This is a genomic window from Xenorhabdus santafensis (assembly GCF_033949405.1).
GTDB classification, from domain to species: domain Bacteria; phylum Pseudomonadota; class Gammaproteobacteria; order Enterobacterales; family Enterobacteriaceae; genus Xenorhabdus; species Xenorhabdus santafensis.
The window spans coordinates 1-21,432 of the sequence record NZ_VCDN01000055.1 but is presented as its reverse complement, the minus strand read 5'-3'; the positions used below and the strand labels follow the sequence as shown (position 1 = coordinate 21,432).

Genomic DNA, 21,432 nt, shown 5'->3' with positions numbered 1-21,432 from the left:
ATTCACTACCGCTTGATTTTCACGATCAATAATCTTGGCTGTAAAGGTATAAAATGTGCCATCTCCCACAGTCAAAGGCCCTTTGGGACTCGCTGTCAGACCGCCATCAATGTGATAACTTGATTTATCTGGACTAAACGCGACTTTCTCGGCTGATACGGGGATTTTTTGTTCTTCAACAGAAAGTGAAACCACGACATCATCGACAACTGCCGTACTGCTCAGTTTTGCCGTCAGTGTTCCGTCAGGCCCCGTATTATCCACATCATTTTTGAAGGTGAGTTTAAGACCTGCGGTATTATTATTTTTGTCCCAATGAATATTGGTAATCTTCTGGCCTTCAGGTGCCTTTTTTCCATTTCCATCGACGATATAAGCCGTATAAGTGTAGGTAGTTTCACCATTAGCAATAAGCGGCCCTTTATTATCCACCACAATGCTTTTTACTTGATATTGATGAGATTTATTCTCGTCAAACTTCACTGAACCTATTTTTTGCCGTGGAGCACCATCTAATTGAATGTAAACATCTATTTTATCATACGGTTTTTTGCTGTATAAAATGTTAGGTATCAATTGCCCATTTTCATTGGTTAATTCTCCCTTATCATTTGTTTTGGCAGGCTGTTCATTCCATAGAAACTCCAAGCCTGAATCATTGGCCAAAGCAGGTTCAGTTGTCCATGTGACTTTATCAATTTGGGCATTTTTGACAAATGTTCCTGATGGAGAACTCGTATACGTAATAATAGGAGGAACAAATGTATAACCATTTTCTTTTTTACCAGTTGCTGCAGGTAATTCCGGTGAAATAATGTTCACCTTTCCATCTATCAAAAAAGGCAAAACCTTTATATGTACTTCTATAGGTTTTATTTGTCTTCCTTTTTTTGATTCAGGCAATATGTTAAGTATATAATCGTTTTGATGTGTTTCTTGATAACTAGGCAAAGTAACAGTAATGCTATTACCTAATTCAGAAGAAAGTTTACCATTATTTTTCTTGAACTCTTTATCTGTAACAACCCAGTGGGTTTGTTTAATATCAGCATCAGACAACAATGGTGAATTAACCTTTATCTCCTGATGACCATAGCCAATAATAGGTGCCATCGCAATCAGTTCTTCTTTTTCTTTCTTTTGGTGTTCAAGAATAATATTGTTATTTCTTTCTACAAAATCGTAACGACTGCCTGCCAATGTCCGTATAAAAGAGACGTTGCTTTGTGATAATTGGGCACTAAGAGGTATCCCAAACTTATAATTTATGTTTGCCAAAAATTGTGTTTCAGTATGACTGCTTTCTCCTTGTTTATAATCTACCCCCATTGTAAATAATGGTATTGGTGTATAAGTCAAACCTAACTTAGCCAGACTCGGATTTTTCTGTTTGGTGTCTGAATTAAATAAAGTGACATTATTACCAAAATATTGTTCATACGTTAATTTCATTCCCAGGTGAGGGTAAGCGGGCAGGAAGAACTCACCATTTATATCATAGCCATTGGCTGTACGTTCATAATAATTCTCAAAATTTCTTGACCCCTGCCAACTGCTTAAGCGCCAATAGGTATTAGCAGAAAATTTAATATAATCCCCCCAAATTTCACCCCCTAACCCTAGACGCTGATTATTTCCAGTAAAATCATGATCATAAAAAGTGTTCAATCCATACATCCAGTTTTGATAAAAATAACGGCCACCTAAGCCTACGTTAATAGTATTTCGGTTATCTTTTCTACGATAGCTCAATTGAGAAAAAAAAAGCCAATCTGCTTTATTATCATAAATGGGCAACAGCAGTTCTAATGAGTTATTTTTCAACGTCCCCTTCTTATCTAATCCAAAATTAATTTTAGCAGCACCAAATTGAGATAGCCATTTGTGCAACTCAGAAGAAGCAGTTACGTTAAATTTATTCAAAGCATAGGATTTTGCTTGTTCTGTTAGTTCTGAAGGAGATGAAGAAAGAATGCGGTTCGCTGTTTGAATGTTTTCTATGATTGCATGTGGAATATCAGGCTCTGAGGTGTTTTTTTCTTGTAAATGGATAGCTGGTTCTTCTGTTTTTAAATTGTTACCTGCTAAAGCATTTAGCATAACAATGGGCATAAATATTATATAAAAGAAAACGATAAGCTTTCTAATATAGGATATGGATAAAAATCTCATAAATTTGCCTGCCAACTGAATCATCGTTTAATTTCCCATTTATTATTGATCGATGTTAGTCTTCTCCTAATGCTAGATTAATATTCAAAACAACCTGATTCAAAATAGTTATCACATAATAATTAATTGAATTATAAAAGATAATTTTTAGAGGTGTTTTGAATGATTTTCATCACCGGCAAGTACACGCTACCTCCCGCAATGCTTTCATGCGCTTCCTCTTTTAAAAATCAATGCCAAAATTTGACACTCAAGAGGTTTACTTCCTTTCGTCACCCGCCCACAATTGATCACTCCATTGTGCAGGAAGAGAAAATCATGAGCCATTTTTTTGCCCAATTATCCCGTCTGAAATTAATCAACCGCTGGCCGCTTATGCGCAATGTGCGTACTGAAAATGTTTCAGAGCACAGCTTGCAGGTCGCCTTTGTCGCGCACGCACTGGCTGTTATCAAAAACCGGAAATTCAACGGTAATGTCAATGTTGAACGAATCGCCCTGCTGGCGATGTATCACGATGCCAGCGAAGTTATCACCGGCGATTTGCCTACCCCGATTAAGTATTACAACCCTCAGATTGCTTACGAATATAAAAAAATAGAAAAAATTGCCCAGCAAAAATTGCTGGAGATGTTGCCGGCTGAATTGCAGGATGATTTCCGCTGCATATTAGATGAGCATTGTCATACGGAAGAGGAAACGCTCATCATTAAACAAGCTGATGCGTTGTGTGCTTATTTGAAATGTCTGGAAGAGCTTTCAGCGGGGAATGTCGAGTTTAATCAAGCCAAAACCCGGTTGGAAAAAACACTGGCAGAGCGCCACAGTGCAGAAATGGATTATTTTATGGAGGTCTTTGTGCCGAGCTTCAGCCTGTCCCTTGACGAAATTAGCCTATAGCTAACACCATGATACGGTTCATATTCTTCTGAAATGATATTATGCCTGTTATCTTTCAAGTTGCAGCTACACCAGCGCAACTTGAAAGATGGAAGCGCTTTCGGAAAATAAAGGGGTCAGAATGGGAAAAGTATCGGAATAATCGTGACACTGATCCCCATGACAATCAGCGTAAAGGGGATGCCAATTTTCAGGAAATCTGAAAACTTATATCCGCCCGGCCCCAATATTAATGTATTGACGGGAGAGGAAACCGGTGTCATGAATGCCGCTGAAGCAGCAACACCAATCATCATCGCAAAAGGCAAAGACGATACTGCCATCTGATTCGCCGCTGCAATTGCAATCGGTGCCATTAACACCGCAGTCGCCGTGTTCGAGATAAATAACCCGATAACAGCGCAAAGTACAAACAGACACATCAGCATCACCCGTGGCCCCATATCGCCCGCAATATCCATCAATCCCCGGACGATTAGGTCAATGCCCCCCGTTTTCTGCAATGCCAGCGCGAAAGGCATCATGCCGACAATCAGGATAATGCTCGGCCAGTGAATGGCTCGGTAAGCGCTTTCCATATCAATACAGCGGAATTTTCCCATCAGCAGGCAAGCAATCAACACAGCAATAAAATTGGGGATTTCATTGGTCAACATCATGGCAACCATCAGGGCGAGACAAAATAAGGCATGCGGTGCCTGTGAAGCGGCCGGCGCGGCGCTCTCTTCCTCAACAGGCAAATTCAGGACAATGAAATCCGGCGCTTTCGTTTTCAGTGCCCGAATCAGTTTCCAGTCACCAATAACCAGCAAGGTATCGCCGAGCAGTAAAGGCTCATCAACTAATCTGCCCAATAGCGCCTTACCGCTCCGGCGGATCCCTACTACATTGAGGCCGTAGCGTGTACGGAATTTCATGCTGCGCAGGGATTGCCCCAACAAATCGGATTCAGGGATGACGGAGACTTCTGCCATTCCGACATCACGGGAGTGTGACGAAAAATATTCGCCTCGCAATACCATAGGTTCTAACTGCTGATCGCCGCAGAATTCCCGCAAATCGATATCACTTTCAGACATATCCACCAGCAACACATCTTGTTCCCTTAATTCTATATCACCGGTAGCTGCCATCATTACCCGGCGGAATTTACGCCAGCGTTCAATGCCAATGACATTGGCGCTATAACGGGCGCGCAGCCCCAATTCATCCAGCGTATGACCAATCAAAGGTGAATTTTGGCGAATGGCAAGACGGCGTGCTCGGCCTGATAATTTATAATCGCGAATAAGATCACGAAACGTCCGCTGATAGCGTTTATCCACAGCCTGCTGAGCATTCCCTCCCAGCCAACGGCGGGCAATCAACATATAAGCCACGCCAGCCAGCAGAACACAAATACCGATTGGTGTAATGGAGAAAAAATCAAAGCCCCGCAATCCTTCACGCACCAACTCACTGTTAACAACCATATTGGGTGGTGTCGCGACCAGCGTCATCATGCCGCTGATAAGGCCGGCAAAACCCAATGGCATCATAAGCCGCCCGGGAGAGATTTCCATTCTGGCTGCCACACTCAGTACAACAGGGATAAAGATAGCCACAACGCCCGTCGAACTCATGAAAGCCCCCAACCCGGCAACCGACAGCATCAGCCAGATTAGCATTTTTGTTTCACTGCTGCCGGCGACCCGAACCAACCAATCGCCCATTTGATAGGCAACACCGGTTCTCACCAGCCCTTCGCCAATCACAAACAGGGCAGCAATCAACAACACATTGGGATCACTAAAACCGACAGTGGCCTCGCTCAACGTCAGGGTGCCACTCAGGACAAACGCGATGATCACCAATAAAGCCACAACATCCATTCTGACTTTATTGGTGGTGAAAAGTACAATAGCTATCAATAGCAGGGTCAATACCCACAATAATTCGCTATTCAATTCGGCTCCTATCAACGATACCTTTAAATGAGATGAAACGTTAACAAGGCCAGTAGAGCATTTTTCTTAAGAAAAAGACCACGTTAAGATCAATAACTTTGCTGATCTGTGTCAGTTCCTTGATCCATTTTATAAATGGACACATAACCGCCTGATTTGACGATTTCAATCTCTTCCAGATTAGTGACGGTCAAGTGGGTTTCTTCACGGCGTGGAATTCCGGGTAAGTCATGGACGACAACCACCTGGCAGCCTGCATCCAAGCCAGCGTGGATACCCGCGGTTGCGTCTTCAAAGACGACACATTCTTCTGGCAACAGTCCGAGTTTTTTAGCACCCAATAAATAAGGCTCGGGATTGGGTTTCCCCTTTTTAACGGATTCCGCAGTCACCCAATGAGCTGGCTCAGGTAACCCAGCCACTTTATGGCGCGCAGAAGCCAGTGGTACTGTGCCCGATGTCACAATTGCCCAGGGAATATCCAGTGCATTCAATTTATCAATCAGGGCAAGGGCACCGGGCAACGGCGTAATACCTTCCGTATCTTCTGTTTCGATTTTTTCTATCCACTTGAACGTGCTGGCTATCTCTTCTTCACTGGCATCAGGCATAAAATGGCGCAGAGATAATATTGCTGGCGTACCGTGAATATAGTTCAAAACTTCATCACGGCTGATGCCCATTTTATCGGCAAACTGACACCATGCCCGCTCAACCGCGGGTAATGAATCGATCAATGTGCCATCCAAATCGAATAAAAAACCTTTACATTGCAGTACCAAACCCGGCTCCTTAAACGCAATTGTTCGTTTATAAAAACAGTTTATTTATAAAAACTGTTTGGTTATGAAAACTATGCGTTAATAATCTGACCAATTTCCACGGAACTCAGATGGTATTGGCGAGGGCAAGAAAACCAAAGCGCCAACATGCGCTGATACTTATTCCACATCGGTGTCTGGGAATTAAAACCGTGACTGCCGGAGTCAAAATGCGTATAGCGCCCTTCTGTATTCACCATGAAACGCACATAAGCAAGATAATGGGGTTCTGTCGCCGCATCAAAACCTAAAAATGAAATACGACGTTCATCCAGTTCTTGCCGTTCTTTAAGATTACTCAATGAAACATGCAGTGCATGATACATTTCCATAATATTAATGATAGTACGGCAAGTCTCTTCAGATAACTCACCAAAATCGCGATCTAACTCACGTAATTGTAACCCAAAACCCCGCTCGATAATGGTTTGATGACGACGATACCGTTCAGCCTGTTCAGGCTCCAGCATCGACATCAGTTTGTATTGATTGGAGAGGATTAAACGTTGTGCATGGGTCATTTCCATTGTGGAACTCCTTAAAGAAGGAAACTATCTTGACCGCATCATCGCACTACTCATTTTTTATGAGTAGTGTAAAACAACCATTTATTGATCTGAACGGGGGTTATGGGTTAATTGATTCAGCTACTGCCGGAATCAGGCCTCCAGCGGTTTAAATATCATCAAGGAAAGAGTTGTCCAATTGCTTGAATGCCCGTTTAAGCAATTCGGCCAGCGAGAAATAAGTTGGGGCGTTTTCCACGGGAGCCATTGCAATTCCCGCTTCCGTAAATTTTTCCCGGATTTCATAAAACCATTTCAATAAACCTTCCGGCAATGGCGTTGCTGCACGTTTTCCCAGCCACCATAACCCTTGCAAAGGCAAACTACAGGCAAACAGTGCCGTTGCGACTGATGGCCCTAATTGACCACCTAATGCAATTTGCCAGGTTAAAGTGAAAATGGCCAATGGCGGCATAAAACGAATACCAAAGCGAGTCGCCTTGATAACACGATTCTCTGGAAAAACAGCCCCGAGCTGCTTTTCCAGCGGCCATGTTTTCAAATATTGCTGACCTAACTGCATGCGCTTGAACCAACCTTGGCTGACAGGTGGTGTCGTATTCATCATAACCTCAATCAATTAAAGGTATAGTTTTTAAAAAATACCTACAAAAGATAAAATCTTTTTTGTAGTATTAATAGCATTAAGTATATTTTGTCTTTATTGCTAGCAAACTGTATCCTACACAGACTTTTATGTTGTTGCAGTAACAAAACAGGAATTTTGGCCTTTTTCGCAACAATTGGATTCAGAATGTTAACAAATTACTTTAGTTTTTTAACATTTGTCTTATTTAAGATTAGATCACAACAAGATAATAGGTATTTACATGTCAAGTAAGCTGGTACTGGTTCTTAATTGCGGTAGCTCCTCTCTGAAATTCGCCATCATCGATCCTGCTAATGGTGAAGAATATCTTTCCGGCCTGGCAGAGTGCTTTAACCTGCCTGAAGCCCGCCTTAAATGGAAAATGGATGGAGCAAAAAATGAAGCTGCTTTAGGTGCCGGCGCAGCACACAGCGAAGCTTTGAATTTCATTGTTAATACTATTTTGGCTGAAAAGCCAGAACTTTCTGCACAAATTTCAGCCATCGGTCACCGTATCGTTCATGGTGGTGAGAAATTTACTTCTTCTGTGCTTATCACTGATGAAGTTATCAAAGGTATTGAAGCTGCTATCCCATTTGCACCACTGCACAACCCAGCTCACCTGATCGGTATCGCAGAAGCGAAAAAAGCATTTCCTCATCTGGTAGAGAAAAACATCGCCGTATTTGACACAGCATTCCACCAGACAATGCCAGAAGAAGCGTACCTGTACGCACTGCCATACAGCCTGTATAAAGATCATGGCATCCGTCGTTACGGCGCACACGGCACCAGCCACTTCTACGTTTCCCGTGAAGCCGCTAAAATGCTGAACAAACCTGTTGAAGAACTGAACGTCATCACTTGCCATCTGGGCAACGGTGGTTCTGTTGCTGCGATTGTTAACGGTAAGTGCGTTGATACTTCCATGGGTCTGACTCCGCTGGAAGGTCTGGTTATGGGTACCCGCAGTGGTGACATCGATCCAGCTATCGTATTCCACCTGCATGATGCAATGGGCATGACTGTTGCTCAGATCAACACCCTGCTGACCAAAGAATCCGGCTTCCAAGGCCTGACTGAAGTGACCAGCGACTGCCGTTACGTAGAAGATAACTACGAAACTAAAGCAGATGCCAAGCGTGCAATGGATGTTTACTGCCACCGTCTGGCTAAATACGTCGGTGCTTACAGCGCACTGATGGAAGGCCGTCTGGATGCTGTTATCTTCACAGGTGGCATCGGTGAAAACTCTTCACTGGTTCGTGAACTGGTCATGAAGAAAATTGCTCTGCTGGGCTTCGAATTTGATAACGAACGTAATCTGGCTGCCCGCTTCGGTAAATCAGGTGTTATCACCACTGACAACAGCCGTCCTGCTCTGGTTATCCCAACCAATGAAGAATTGGTTATCGCTCAGGATTCCGCACGCCTGACAGCATAAGCAACATGATTTTTAAGAACCGCCAGCATTGCTGGCGGTTCGCCATTCATGAATGCACTATTTATATGCCTTTGAAAGACAGCAGGTATATTCCTTAATAAATATTGCGTTGGCTCATGGTTCAAATTTCGACTATTCATATAGCATTGAACCCACTATCCCATGAGTCATATTTATTGACTAACGAGCAACCGTTAAAGAGGTTTCCGTGTCCCGTACAATTATGCTTATCCCCACTGGTACCAGCGTTGGCTTGACCAGTGTCAGCTTGGGTGTTATCCGCTCCATGGAGCAAAAAGGTGTTCGCCTGAGCGTTTTCAAACCTATCGCACAACCACGCCGTGCTGATTCTCAGGATCAAACCACTTCCATTATCCGTTCACACTCCAGCCTTCCTGCTGCTGAACCTTTGGATATGGCTCATGTGGAATCCCTTCTGACCACCAACAAAAAAGATGTGTTGATGGAAGAAATCGTGGCGCGTTACCACGAAAACACCAAAGATGCCGAAGTAGTTCTGATTGAAGGTCTGGTTCCGACCCGCAAGCATCCGTTTGCCCAGTCCCTGAACTACGAAATTGCCAAAACCCTGAATGCTGAAATCGTATTTGTCACAGCACTGGGTACTGATTCCCCAGAACAGCTCAAAGAGCGCATTGAACTGAGCCGTGCTGAATATGGTGGTGTCAAAAACACCAATATCATCGGTGTCATCGTCAATAAACTGAATGCACCAGTTGATGAACAAGGCCGCACCCGTCCTGATTTGTCAGAAATTTTTGACGAATCCACTAAAGCGACCATTGCTCACATTGATCCAAAAACTATCTTTAAAAACAGCCCGCTGCCAATTCTTGGCTGCATTCCGTGGAGTTTTGACCTGATCGCGACCCGCGCAATCGATATGGCAAAACACCTGAAGGCTGAGATCATCAACGAAGGGGCCATCAGTAGCCGCCGCATCAAGTCCGTGACTTTCTGTGCCCGCAGCATTCCTAACATGCTGGAATACTTCCGTCCGGGTTCCCTGCTGGTCACTTCAGCTGATCGCCCTGATGTCCTGATCACGGCATGTCTGGCCGCCATGAATGGCGTAGAAGTTGGTGCAGTCCTGCTGACCGGCGGTTATGCCATCGACGATTCCATCCGTGAATTGTGCGAACGTGCATTCAGCACTGGCCTGCCAGTATTTACTGTGAACACCAACACATGGCAGACATCCCTGAATCTGCAAAGTTTCAGTCTGGAAGTTCCGGCTGATGATCATGAGCGTATCGAGAAAGTTCAGAACTACGTTGCGCACCATATCAGCAGCGAGTGGATCGATTCTCTGGCCGCAGCGTCAGAACGTCCGAACCTGCTGTCTCCGCCAGCATTCCGCTATCAATTGACCGAACTTGCCCGTCAGGCTGGCAAACGCATTGTTCTGCCGGAAGGCGACGAACCACGCACAGTGAAAGCAGCGTCTATCTGTGCTGAGCGCGGCATTGCCGAATGTGTCCTGTTGGGTGATCCGGAAGAAATCCGTCGTGTGGCGGCAGCCCAAGGCGTTGAACTGGGTGCCGGCATTGAAATCGTTAACCCGGCGGCAGTACGTGAGCGTTATGTTCCGCGTCTGGTTGAATTGCGCAAAAACAAAGGCATGACCGAAGTGGTTGCCCGCGAACAACTGGAAGACAACGTTGTTCTGGGTACGATGATGCTGGAACAAAACGAAGTTGATGGTCTGGTTTCCGGTGCCGTGCACACAACCGCCAACACCATTCGCCCACCATTGCAGTTGATCAAAACCGCGCCAAACAGCTCACTGGTTTCTTCTGTCTTCTTTATGCTGCTGCCAGAACAGGTGTTGGTATACGGTGACTGTGCGATCAACCCAGATCCAACCGCTGAACAACTGTCTGAAATTGCTATCCAGTCAGCAGACTCTGCAAAAGCGTTTGGTATCGAGCCTCGTGTTGCGATGATCTCCTACTCCACCGGCAATTCTGGTGCAGGCAGCGATGTTGAGAAAGTGCGTGAAGCAACTCGTCTGGCACAGGAAAAACGCCCTGACCTGATCATCGACGGCCCATTGCAGTACGATGCGGCTATCATGGCAGACGTGGCGAAATCCAAGGCACCAAACTCCCCTGTTGCGGGTCAGGCGACCGTGTTTATCTTCCCAGATTTGAACACCGGTAACACCACTTACAAAGCGGTACAGCGTTCAGCGGATCTGGTTTCTATCGGGCCAATGCTGCAAGGTATGCGTAAACCGGTTAACGACCTGTCCCGTGGCGCACTGGTTGACGATATCGTTTACACCGTTGCACTGACTGCCATTCAGTCAACTCAGCAAGAAAACGCTTAATTTTCTAGAAAAATAATGTGTTGATTGCGTGAAATAGCCCTATGATTTTATTTCATGGGGCTATTTTTTTATCTGCGTCCCATTCATCACCAATCGTCGATTCAGACAATTATTAATAATAGAGTGCCGTTTGATACTTTCCTTTTGCAATTAAAAATGGTTCATATACACCAAATCCGTGGGTAGACCGTGTATTATGAATGAAAAGTGCATCTGTACCATCAGGCAGAATACTTAAAAAGGCGTGCCGGTTAATGCACGCCTTTTTAAGAAAAAACAAAGCTATCTCGATATTAACGCCACATGCTTTTACATCATTTATCATCAATACAAACTAATAATCCACCCTTTGCTTTTATAGCGGCTTCATCAGTTATCTTATTTTCTTTTGCATCATATATCACATAATATGATTTTGCTGGGTCAATAACATTTGGGTCTGGTGTATTAAGAATTTTGATTGTATCGAAGCCTGCTTGCGGCCCTACAGGTTCACCATTTTTCTGATCAAATATCCCCCACTGATAAAGGTTAGCGAACTCGGAATATATCGAGTCTCGTCCGCCTGATTTAAATAAATCCCATTGCGTTAAGGATCTGCTTTTACCACCATTTTCGCTAACACCATTGGATTCACAGGTAATACCATCATTTGCTGTATGATAGTATCCATCTTTACCTGCTATAGCAGCAAAAAATAGCTTTTTCTCCATCTTTAATTCATAACGATATACGTAGGCTCGCCCATCGTTTTTTGTGATGGTTGCAATGATTGTTCCTTTCCCTTTTTTCTTAAAACTAATAGGGCCTTTATTATTATTCCCTAACTCAACAAGATCCGGAGGAGACGCATTCTCTAACGTATATTGAAGCTCTTCTTTGTTAAAGAAATCCTGGCTTTTAAGATTTAGCAGTTCTCCATTCAAGGAATCAAAGAAATGAATTGGATGACCATAATCACTAAATATTCCATTTCTACCCATCATGTTGTATTTATTATAGACATATAATACTGCTTCAACAGGAACAGCTTTAAAACGCACCGAATTACGCGCATCCGTTTTTTTCTTTATATCTATTCCTTCTTTCAGAGAGGGTATAGCCAGTGTTACGCCAATATCTCTATTAACACCAACATGACTATTTAATGTCGCATATAAATACCCTTCATCATCTGTTTTCATATCATCATAAACAAGCTCAGGTAAGTCTTTCTTATCGATCTGTTCCTGATCATGTGACCATTTCACATTATGAAATTGATGGTTTTTAATTCGAGCTTGACCATTGCTGTTTTCCTTAGCGATCAATGCACGATATTTAAATCGATCAGCTCCGTTCCCAGATAGTATTTTCTTTTCCCCCGGTTTAAGGGGGTGTTCTACACCATTGACGATAACACTGTGAACTTCAATATTGCTAATCTCATACCCTAAAGAATCGTCCTGAAAATTCACCGGTTCTGAGCACTTTTGCACAGAAGGGCCATCAACAATATAGAGACAAACCTGTGCGCCTTTCACAACCGGGTTTTGTTGATAACTCTTTAAAGACACCGCGAGTGTTCCATCTGGTTTAACTAAAACCGGAGCAGGCGGTGGTGATAATTGTGTCTTGCTCGCATCCGCACCCTCTGGCAATTTTAATGACCACTCAAATTTAATATCTTGCCCTGTATAGGGGGTTTTACCGTCAGTCCCGACAACTTTTGCCGTAAATTGATATGACTTAGATCCATCCCCGGGAACGGTTCCATTTTCTGGGGTAAAGGTGGGCTTTCGAATGATTGGCCATTTCGGCTCCTCAAAACTGACCTCTCCCACCAGTTGTTGCGGTTGCTTATCCAATTGCAGGTAAACTTTAACACCTTGATGTGGCTTAGTACTGGTTAAGGTAGGTTTGACCTTGAATTGCCCATATTCATTAAGTTCCTTGGAACCTGCGCCATTCCAGCCCACCAACTCCAACCCTGAATCTTCGCCAAGTTTAGGATCTGTTACCCATTGAACATGTGCTATCGTGGCATTTTTTATTGGCGCACCATTTACTGAATCAAAAGTGACCACCGGATTAAAAGTGTATCCATCTTCTTTCTGACCGGTCGGTGGTAATGGCCCTGCTGGTGTAAAATTAGACTCCTCCCGTTTTTTTACCATAAAAGGGCCAACAGTGATTTGCATCTCAACGGGTGGTAACTTCTGGTTATCATTTAATTCCGCGCGTGCATAAATTGGGTAAGTGTTATTTTGATCAGCGCCTGCGACATAGTTAGGTAAGGTAATATTAATGGTCTCACCTGTTGTTGCAGACAACTGTCCCCCATTATTTTTAAATGATTTGCTACTTGACCAGTGGATTTCTTTGACTGACTTGTCAGACGCTAACTTAGCGGTAATCGTACGCTGCTCCTGACTATAACCAATAATATTTTCAGGAAGAGATAATGATTGTTCGATATTTTTTTTCCGATGATCCAATACAATATTATTATTCCTGTCCACCATGTCATAGCGGCTTCCCGCCAATGATCGCATAGAATGGACATTTTCCGATGATAGTTGAGTACTTAAAGGAACGCCTAATTTATAATTTATATTTGCCAAAATTCGTGTTTCGGTATGCCCGCCTTCACCCTGTTTATAATTAACTCCCATGGTAAATAATGGGACGGGGGTGTAAGTCAGGCCAACCGTCGCAGCGCTGGGGTTTTTCTGTTTGGTATTGCGATTAATTAGCGCTACGTTGTTACCAAAATATTGCTCATAAGTCAGTTTCGCACCCAAATTAGGATATGCCGGCAGGAAAAATTCGCCGTTAATATCATATCCATTGGCGGGACGTTCTTGATAATCTTTGAAATTGCGTGAGTCCTGCCAATTACTCAGGCGCCAATAAGTATTAGCGGAAAGTTTAATGTAGTCGCTCCACATTTCTCCCCCTAATCCCAAACGCTGATTTTTACCCGTTAAATCATGATCATAAAAAATATTCAGGCCATACATCCAGTCTTGATAAAAATAGCGTCCCCCCAGCCCCAGATTAATTGTATTGCGGCTGTCTTTGTTGCGATAACTTAATTGGGAGAAAAGTAGCCAGTCTGTTTTATTGTCATAAAATGGGAATAATAGTTCTACGGTGCTATTTTTCAGAGTGCCTTTTTTATCCAAACCAAAATTAATTCTGGCCGTTCCAAACTGGGATAACCATTTTTGAGTTTCGGATACAATCATATTGTTAAACTTGCCTAACGCATAGGATTTAGCCTGCTCTGTCAATTCCAAAGGCGAAGAGGACAAAACATAACTCGCCGTTTGGATGTTGCTGGCAAGAGCTTGGGATATATTTGCATTTAAGGTTTCATTGTCTTTTTCTGTATTTTCATGATTTGGAACTGAATTTTTTTGTTTTTCATTTTCAACACTAGCCGAATTTATCTTGTATTTATCTAAATTACTATTAAGTTCTGCTGAAATAGAGTTATTCAGAAACACGTTAGCAAGTAGAGAAAAAAACAACAGCATCAGTAAGACAATAAAATAACTCGTTCTTTTTCTTTTATATTCAGACATTCTCCAACACCCCACTATGAATTAAAAAAACAGAACTCTTTATTAAATAGTTTACTTATAAAATGACGAGCCCCATTCCATTTGATATAGCATAGAAAACAAAAACATGATCAATATCAAATGGTTATCAACCAATAACACAAGGTTATCTAAAGTAGTTTTAATGGGGGTGAATGGAAGAGTTCATATTAAATTTTCTGAATGACCACGCTTAATTTCAATCTGTAATTCAATAAAATTAACCCGTATTTTAGTTATAACTGCACATTCATAGCCTATTCCAAAAGGAATTTATTCCAGATAAGTAACCCATAATAAAAATGAAATATACCTTCATAATTGCTTATCTTTATTTCCCAACGACTCGTTTTGAAATAAATACCTTATCATCACATAATGTTCTTCTTCCCTCGATTGAAGACCAGGAACACCCCACTAGTTTATCAGTTCTTTTTAACCACCCTGACAGTTTCAAGGTGTTCCAGTGTCTCTACGACCAACTTGATGTCATGAAGATTTGCTGGTGCAACTGTCACCGCTAAAGGCAAAAAGGTTAAAGCATTATATTAAAAATATGCCTATTAGGCTGGTTTCTTAGATTCTCAGGCAGGTATATCACGGTTTCTTGGCTGAATAACTTCAAAGAAAAACTTTTTAATAAAAAGATTGTCAATATAGGGTACATCTAGTTATTGCCGTAACGTCTGGTATAGCCGATCATTTCAACAATATTTTTTAGGAACTTTCATAATGCCATGGACATTTTCACATCCTGCTGCTGTGTTTCCTTTGAGAAGACTCCCCGGAGGGAAATTATTGAATTTACCTGCCCTCGTTGTCGGCAGTTTATCCCCTGATTTTTTTTACTCTATTATGCAATATAAACTTGCAGCAACTTCGCATCACTTGCTTGGATGGTTTTATACTGCATTTCCTTTATGCCTATTAATATTCTTACTTGTCCGGCTATTGTCACGCCCTTTATCCAACCTGTTCCCGATCTCCTTTCCTCCTTATAAAAAACAGGGAATTAAAGACAATGCTATTTTAGTTTTATCTTTATACATAGGTGCGGTAACCCATATCGTTTGGGATGCTTTCACTCACGAAACAGGGTTCTTTGTTGAATTTTTTCCGCTATTACAATCCCGTATTTTTCATTTCATAGCTGATGGACAAGGAATAGGGATATATAAAATCCTGCAACACCTCAGTTCGTTGTTCGGGTTATCGTACCTTGTGATGAAATACTGGCAGTACCAGAAAAAATTGGCGCTCGCCATGCAAAAAGATAACCAGCAAAAACTTTACCGCCTGCTCGGCATTGGGTTTATTTCCGCTTTTTTGACCTTTCCAGCAGCACTGTTTTTATCTTGGGAAGTGGCGGGGATAGATATAAAAAGACTGACTTTTCTTGAACTGACGCTGTCTGTACCCGTTTTTTTGGTTATTTTGATATTTATTGCTGTATGGAATTCTCGTTTTATGTCGATGAGGGATAGGGTGAATCAACGTTAGGTTATTGGCATCAGTTAGCATTATAGCTGAATTTCCCATTGTTCCTACATTCCATCTAAATGGAACACGGCAGGATTCAGAATTATGACTAATTAGATAAGCTTGCCAATTCTGGAAATTTTGCTGTCATCACCATTGAGTTTAATTTTTCCATTGATTACCTGAATATCAAAGAGATTATGACATCCAAGCTCCAGTTTTGATGGCTATTGCATAATATGGTTACCTTTCATATTTCAGACGACTAGCAATTGTTCAATAAAAACAGTGGGTGTTTCTAATACTATATATGTCAAAATAACTGATGATAAACAGCTGCCCCTTGTTATTGTAGGGGCAGCTTTAGTTAATCCTATTTAGGATTTTGTAGAATTGTTTAAACAATCACATATTATTCATCTACACAAACCACGTATTCCCCTCCTCCTTTAGTCTCTCCCCACTTTCCCGTAACTAGAGAAATATATTGGTGACGATCTGGCTCTTTTTGGTCAACAGTCCATATGTAAAAGTCAACGTCGTTGGAACCAAATGGCCAACCATAAATTTTTGCAAGATTTCCATTTCTACCACCTGTGTTATCGTCATATAATTTTTGTGCGGTATTTTTATCAGGTAACTTGCAAGTATTTTTAGCAGTTTCCCAAACTGCAGTTAGCCACTTTTCATTATTCTCTGTGTATCCTTTTTGTTCTCCTACAGTATTTTCATTATATAGTAGAGGCCGCTTAACAGCGCCTTTACCCGAAATATTTACGACCTTTGGCATATGTCCCCAATAATTGGCCTTAACCGTATCTGGGCTGGTCAGTACCGTAAAGATCACATGCTGCACTTCCTTGACGTCAGACTTATCATTCGCCGTGATAACCAAGGGCGTCCTCAAGCCGATACTTTCGTTATCAGTGACTTCAATCACCAGCTTGCCATCCTGATCGGTCAGACCTTTGTAGGGTTTATCCTTAGTATAAGTCTCACCATTAATCTTCAGTTTCGCGGTAGGCTCGACGGGATCTTGTTTCGCGCGTCCTGCCGCCTTACCCAACTTTATTTCAATGGGGATTTTACCCACAGGCTTACCTTCATTTTGGGTCTCTATGGTAACGGTCATGGTTTTCCCTTTATGGGCACTGAAGCCATCAGGCGTATTTTTAACATTGTCCTCCTCCTTCAGCTCTGCCTTGATGGTACTCGCCGTGCCTTTGACGGTGCCATCTTCGTTACCACCGGTGACATTGCCTTTCTTTTTCTGCAAATCCGTATCGGTAACGGCGACTTTACCCAGCTTGATTTTATTGTTTAATGCCTTACGCGGGCCGCGAGGCATCATAGCGAGCTGAATAACCCGACCGCTGTCATCTTGCTTCAGCGTATAAACCTCCGGCACAGTGCCCGAGTTGGCGGGATCAATATGATATTTAGAGTCATTAACGTGATTATTGATAAGTTTTTCCGGTGATTGTGGTGCCTCAGGGTTGTTCGAAGGCGGTTGCTTGGTGCCCCACATAAACACGGATTCATCGGTATCTCCTTTATCACGTGGAATAAAGCGATAAGTGCCCCTCAGTTGTTTCCCCATGTCCAACTCACCGTGAATATCTAAATCGACAATTTCGCCACCTAAATCTGGATCAATTACTTCACCATCGGGCGTTCCCCCGGTCAGCGTCTCGTCCTTGTTGGTATTGATTACTACCCAATTATCCGCTGCCTTAAGTTTACTTTTCGGCAGGATGGACAACTCCAACAGGAAACCACTGTCCTCCGGGCTCAGTTTATACGACGGAATGTTACCGCTTTGAATGCCTTTTTCATTCACGATGCCCTTCGCATCCTCATCCGTCACCGTTTCCCGTTTATCACTGTTCAGCGCGTCCTTTTTAAAGCGCTTCCAGACGTATTCGGATTTATCGGTGATATCCCCGTTGTTCGGGTTAAAGGTATATTTGGCCTCCAGAGTTTCATTAAAATACAGGCTGCCGGCCAACATCAGTTTATCAATAGACGGTTTTGCTTCCGGATCAAGGATAGTGCCCGGCGCGCCGCCCATGGAAGCAGTGGTGTTACCCTCTTCCGCGCTCATATCGGTATTGACGGTTTTCGGCTCGCCCGCCCCATTTTTACCGTTAATGGGCTTAATGGTCAGCGCGACCTTAGTTCCCGCATCTTCCTGTGTCAGTTGTTTCGTCAGGACGCCTTTTGTATCCGGTACAGGCGCATACGCTGTCGCTTCGGTGTCTTTGACATGCCAGACAAATTGGGATTTATCGATGGCATCTCCCCCGTTATCATTAAAGGTATATTCCGCTTTCAGCGTTTCCCCGATTTTTAAATTGCCGCTCAGCACAATCTTGTCGATGCTGGGATTGGCATTCGGATCAGAAACTCCGCCCTGCGTGTTGCCCCCGGTGGTTTGGTTACCGGACGCCCCTTTGCGCAAGATCACGGTCTCAGGCGCACGCGTACCAATATTGACGATATTCGCCGCCAGTACTGACAGCTCCAGTATTTTCCCGCCGGCCTCCTGTGGAATGATATACGCAGGCACTTCACCTCTGTTATCCACATTACCAAAACGCATTAATCCGGTTTGCTGAGCCGCATCACGGGACAATTTTCCTTCCTTGATATTCGCGGCCTTAGCCAGTGCTTTCACTTTCTCTGCGGTGGTGTTTTCTTCACCCCAAGCAAAGAACGAATGGTCATCGTCATTGCCATCATTGGACTTAAATTGATACGTGGCTTTCAGTTCACCGCCCAAATCCATGTTGCCGGTCACGGTTAACTGGCTGATTGATGGCGCATTCAGGTTGTCAAATTCCAGCACCGTATCTTTCTTCATGGTCGTGCCGTTCACGGTGGTGGTCAGCGTCCAGTCGCCGGTTTTCTCACCCGCCGTGATGATGACTTCATACACCCCGGCTGACACTTCTTTCACGTCACCGATATGCGGCTCTTTACCTTTGCCATGCAATTCGCCCGTCGCACTCACGTTAATGCTGTCTTTCGCTCCTGTCAGCGCCTTGCCCTTTTTGTCTTTCAGCTCAACACGTAACGTTTTAGTGGAAACGCCATCCGCCGGCAGCGCGTTATTACCGTCTGTCGGTGCCACTGTCGAACTGTCAGGATCGAGTATCTCCGTCAGCGAATTGCCAAAGACTATCTGAGTTGGTTTCAACTCTTTGCCATCCACCACAGGCGTGATTTTCAGCGTGCCTTTTTTCTTGCCGGCGATCACTTTGGCTTTGTAAATCCCGCTGCCGGCCGGATCTTCCTTGATGTCAGTTCTGTGCGGATCGGGTGTTTCGCCATACAGCTCACTCTTGTCTTCTGTCAGCTTGATTTTGTCGACAGCACCCGTGATCGGTTTACCCTCTTTATCGACAAGTGTCAGGACGATATCGGTCTCTTCATTTTCCTTGTTCAGATTGCCATTGTCCGGCTCGAATTTGGTCTGCTCCGTATTAATCATGTTGGCCAGCGAATCACCGAAATCAATCACGGTAGAAGGAAATTCGTGCCCGTCAACGGTAGGCTTGACAGTCCACTTGCCATGTTTGGTGCCCGCAGTGGCGGTAACTTCATAGATGCCGCTGCCTTCCGGCACTTCTTTGACTTCGGTGCCTAACACCGGATCTTTACCGTCGCCGGTCAGTTTGGATTTATCGTCGGTCAGGGAAATGCTGCCTGCCGCACCGCTGACCGGTTTGCCGTCCGTTCCCGTCAGTTTCAGGCGGATAACGGTCTGGGTTTTGCCATCGGCTACCATCGCTTTATTGGCCGGTTCAAAACCGGAGCCTGCCGGATCAACCGCCGACGCCGTTACCAGTATCTGCGTTTCCATGCGCTCAGAGGCATTGCCCTGCATATCATAAGCCACACCGGACAGGCTGTAGGTGTTATTGCCTCCCGCATTGTACGGTGGCAGGGTCAGCAGGTAATGAGTACCGCCGCGCACCGATTCAGCGGCTAAATTGTCTGCCAAGGGCGATTTGGTGCTGACCAATTTGCCGCCCGCCCCCGCCAGACTGGCGGTGTTCCAGATGATCTCTTTCAACCCGTGTTTGGTACTGACTGTGACGTTCAGCGGAATAATCGCCCCGCCACGTCCGGTGATCCGGGGTTCCATCATCAGACGGATCAGGTTTTTCTTGCGGTATTCCAGCACGATTTGGTTATTACGATCGACCAAATCATAGCGCCCGCCTTGCAGGGTACGCTTGAAAGCCACCGCATCCGGATTAACCTGTTTTGACCAAGGCGTGCCAATTTCATAATTGAGGCCAAAATTAAACAAGGTTTCTCCGCCACCGGAAGCGCTCTGGCGACGGTCAAGCCCCAGCGTGACCAACGGAATGGGCGTATAGTTCACGCCGAAGGTAAAGGCCGCCGGATTTTTCTGCCGCTGTTTTTCACTCAGCAATCCGACTTCATCGCCGAAATACTGCTCATACATCAACTTACCGCCCAACTGGGGATAGGTCGGCACATAGCCTTCTGCCCGCAGATCAAAGCCGTTGGCCGGACGCTCTTCATAGTCGGTCAGTTTTTTGCCGTCTTTCCAGCCGCTGGCACGGAAATAGCCATTGGCCGCGAATTTCATAAAGTCACGGGCATATTCTGCCCCAAGGCCAAAACGGGTGTGGTCACGGGTAATGTCGTGGTCGAGAAAGGCGTTATAACCGAACATGCCATCGTCAAAGAAATGGCGCTGACCTAAACCAAAGTTCGCCGTGGTGCGGCTATCGATATGGCGCAGGCCAAATTGGGTAAACGTCAGGTGTTTTGCGGTATCGTAAAGTGGCAGCAACATGTCGAACTGGCTGCCGTCCAGCCGCCCTCGGTCATCCATATTGGCCTGAATTTTGACATTGCCGTAACGTTGCAGCCAGTTTTGCACCGCTTGGTTGGCTTCATTAACCGCCATGCCGCGCAGTTGATTTTTGGTGCTGTCCACGATATTGCCGTTTTTTAGCATGCTTGCCGCTTGCGATGCGGTGCTCGCCAGCCAGCGTTCGGTGGAATTTTCTGTTGTCGGGGTGCCGGTAACAGGTGCGCCGGAAGCGCTTGCCAGGCTGTCAGCCAGCAATCGGTCAGAAGCAGAATGCGGCACATCAATCTCATCGCCGGCACCCAGTTTCGCAAACGGTTTATGGAATGCCCGCTGCTGATTGAGTTTTTTTAGCTCCGTGACGGTCAAACCATGACGCTTTGCCACGGTTTTAACGCTTTCACCCGCATTCAATCGGTAAGGGCGAGTCTGCCCGGCATGCGACTGGCTTTCCTGAGCGTGGTGACCACTGTTGGCGGTTGCCACTACAGGCGTAAACGCCGCTGCGACGGGAAAGGCCACTTGCGCAAAGATATTCGCCCAAGCCACCCATTTTAGGTGGTGGTGCTGTTTTTCTTTCCACTGCCTGTCTTGTTTTTTTAGCATGTTTATCAACCTTCAGAATCAACATTATCTTCACCAGAATTCATTGAATTTTGGTGCCTTCGCCTCATCCCTGAGTGTGTTGCTCCTCTTGGGTTGAGTTGACAATTAGTACCCAAC

At 44.3% G+C, this 21,432-nt stretch carries 11 protein-coding genes; 4 read left to right on the top strand and 7 right to left on the bottom strand.

Annotated features, from left to right (window positions below):
- Positions 1 to 2,196: inverse autotransporter beta domain-containing protein (locus tag FE392_RS13920; protein ID WP_319930817.1), on the bottom strand; the 2,196-nt coding region annotated here is incomplete at its 3' end.
- A gap of 294 nt (positions 2,197 to 2,490) precedes the next feature.
- On the opposite strand from FE392_RS13920, the gene yfbR reads away from it, so the two are divergent.
- A complete protein-coding gene (gene yfbR, locus FE392_RS13915) occupies positions 2,491 to 3,072 on the top strand; it encodes a 5'-deoxynucleotidase (RefSeq protein ID WP_319930816.1) in 582 nt (193 codons plus the stop codon).
- 116 nt (positions 3,073 to 3,188) lie between these two features.
- Here yfbR and FE392_RS13910 read toward each other — a convergent pair whose 3' ends face one another.
- The 4 genes from FE392_RS13910 to yfbV form a co-directional block, all read right to left on the bottom strand.
- Positions 3,189 to 5,018, bottom strand: a complete 1,830-nt coding sequence (locus FE392_RS13910; protein ID WP_319930815.1) for an SLC13 family permease — start codon at positions 5,016 to 5,018, stop codon at positions 3,189 to 3,191.
- Between the two features lie 89 nt (positions 5,019 to 5,107).
- Positions 5,108 to 5,800: a sugar phosphatase gene (locus FE392_RS13905; protein WP_319930814.1), complete on the bottom strand. Its 693-nt coding sequence runs from the start codon at positions 5,798 to 5,800 to the stop codon at positions 5,108 to 5,110.
- Between the two features lie 71 nt (positions 5,801 to 5,871).
- On the bottom strand, positions 5,872 to 6,366 hold the full coding sequence (locus tag FE392_RS13900) for a YfbU family protein (RefSeq protein ID WP_319930813.1): 495 nt from the start codon (positions 6,364 to 6,366) through the stop codon (positions 5,872 to 5,874).
- A gap of 148 nt (positions 6,367 to 6,514) precedes the next feature.
- Positions 6,515 to 6,970, bottom strand: coding sequence for a terminus macrodomain insulation protein YfbV (yfbV, locus tag FE392_RS13895; RefSeq protein WP_319930819.1), 456 nt, complete (start codon positions 6,968 to 6,970; stop codon positions 6,515 to 6,517).
- Between the two features lie 265 nt (positions 6,971 to 7,235).
- Between yfbV and ackA the strand changes: the two genes are divergently transcribed.
- Both ackA and pta read left to right on the top strand, forming a co-directional pair.
- Positions 7,236 to 8,438 (top strand): acetate kinase, encoded by a 1,203-nt coding sequence (gene ackA, locus FE392_RS13890; protein WP_319930812.1) that lies wholly within the window; start codon positions 7,236 to 7,238, stop codon positions 8,436 to 8,438.
- A gap of 223 nt (positions 8,439 to 8,661) precedes the next feature.
- Complete coding sequence (pta, locus tag FE392_RS13885; protein ID WP_319930818.1) at positions 8,662 to 10,791, top strand: phosphate acetyltransferase; 2,130 nt, start codon at positions 8,662 to 8,664, stop codon at positions 10,789 to 10,791.
- Between the two features lie 314 nt (positions 10,792 to 11,105).
- On the opposite strand, the gene FE392_RS13880 is transcribed toward pta, so the two are convergent.
- Positions 11,106 to 14,360, bottom strand: a complete 3,255-nt coding sequence (locus tag FE392_RS13880) for an inverse autotransporter beta domain-containing protein (RefSeq protein ID WP_319930811.1) — start codon at positions 14,358 to 14,360, stop codon at positions 11,106 to 11,108.
- A 750-nt stretch (positions 14,361 to 15,110) separates the two neighbouring features.
- Between FE392_RS13880 and FE392_RS13875 the strand changes: the two genes are divergently transcribed.
- Positions 15,111 to 15,878 (top strand): DUF4184 family protein, encoded by a 768-nt coding sequence (locus tag FE392_RS13875; protein ID WP_319930810.1) that lies wholly within the window; start codon positions 15,111 to 15,113, stop codon positions 15,876 to 15,878.
- Positions 15,879 to 16,269: 391 nt separating this feature from the next.
- On the opposite strand, the gene FE392_RS13870 is transcribed toward FE392_RS13875, so the two are convergent.
- Positions 16,270 to 21,315 carry an inverse autotransporter beta domain-containing protein gene (locus FE392_RS13870; protein ID WP_319930809.1) on the bottom strand — a complete coding sequence of 1,682 codons (5,046 nt, stop codon included), beginning with the start codon at positions 21,313 to 21,315 and terminating at the stop codon, positions 16,270 to 16,272.
- Positions 21,316 to 21,432: the final 117 nt, after the last annotated feature.

Coding starts and splice junctions, on each gene's coding strand:
- yfbR (WP_319930816.1), top strand. CDS start 2,491: ATGAGCCATTTTTTTGCCCAATTATCCCGTCTGAAATTAATCAACCGC.
- FE392_RS13900 (WP_319930813.1), bottom strand. CDS start 6,366: ATGGAAATGACCCATGCACAACGTTTAATCCTCTCCAATCAATACAAA.
- yfbV (WP_319930819.1), bottom strand. CDS start 6,970: ATGAATACGACACCACCTGTCAGCCAAGGTTGGTTCAAGCGCATGCAG.
- ackA (WP_319930812.1), top strand. CDS start 7,236: ATGTCAAGTAAGCTGGTACTGGTTCTTAATTGCGGTAGCTCCTCTCTG.
- pta (WP_319930818.1), top strand. CDS start 8,662: ATGCTTATCCCCACTGGTACCAGCGTTGGCTTGACCAGTGTCAGCTTG.
- FE392_RS13880 (WP_319930811.1), bottom strand. CDS start 14,360: ATGTCTGAATATAAAAGAAAAAGAACGAGTTATTTTATTGTCTTACTG.
- FE392_RS13875 (WP_319930810.1), top strand. CDS start 15,111: ATGCCATGGACATTTTCACATCCTGCTGCTGTGTTTCCTTTGAGAAGA.
- FE392_RS13870 (WP_319930809.1), bottom strand. CDS start 21,315: ATGCTAAAAAAACAAGACAGGCAGTGGAAAGAAAAACAGCACCACCAC.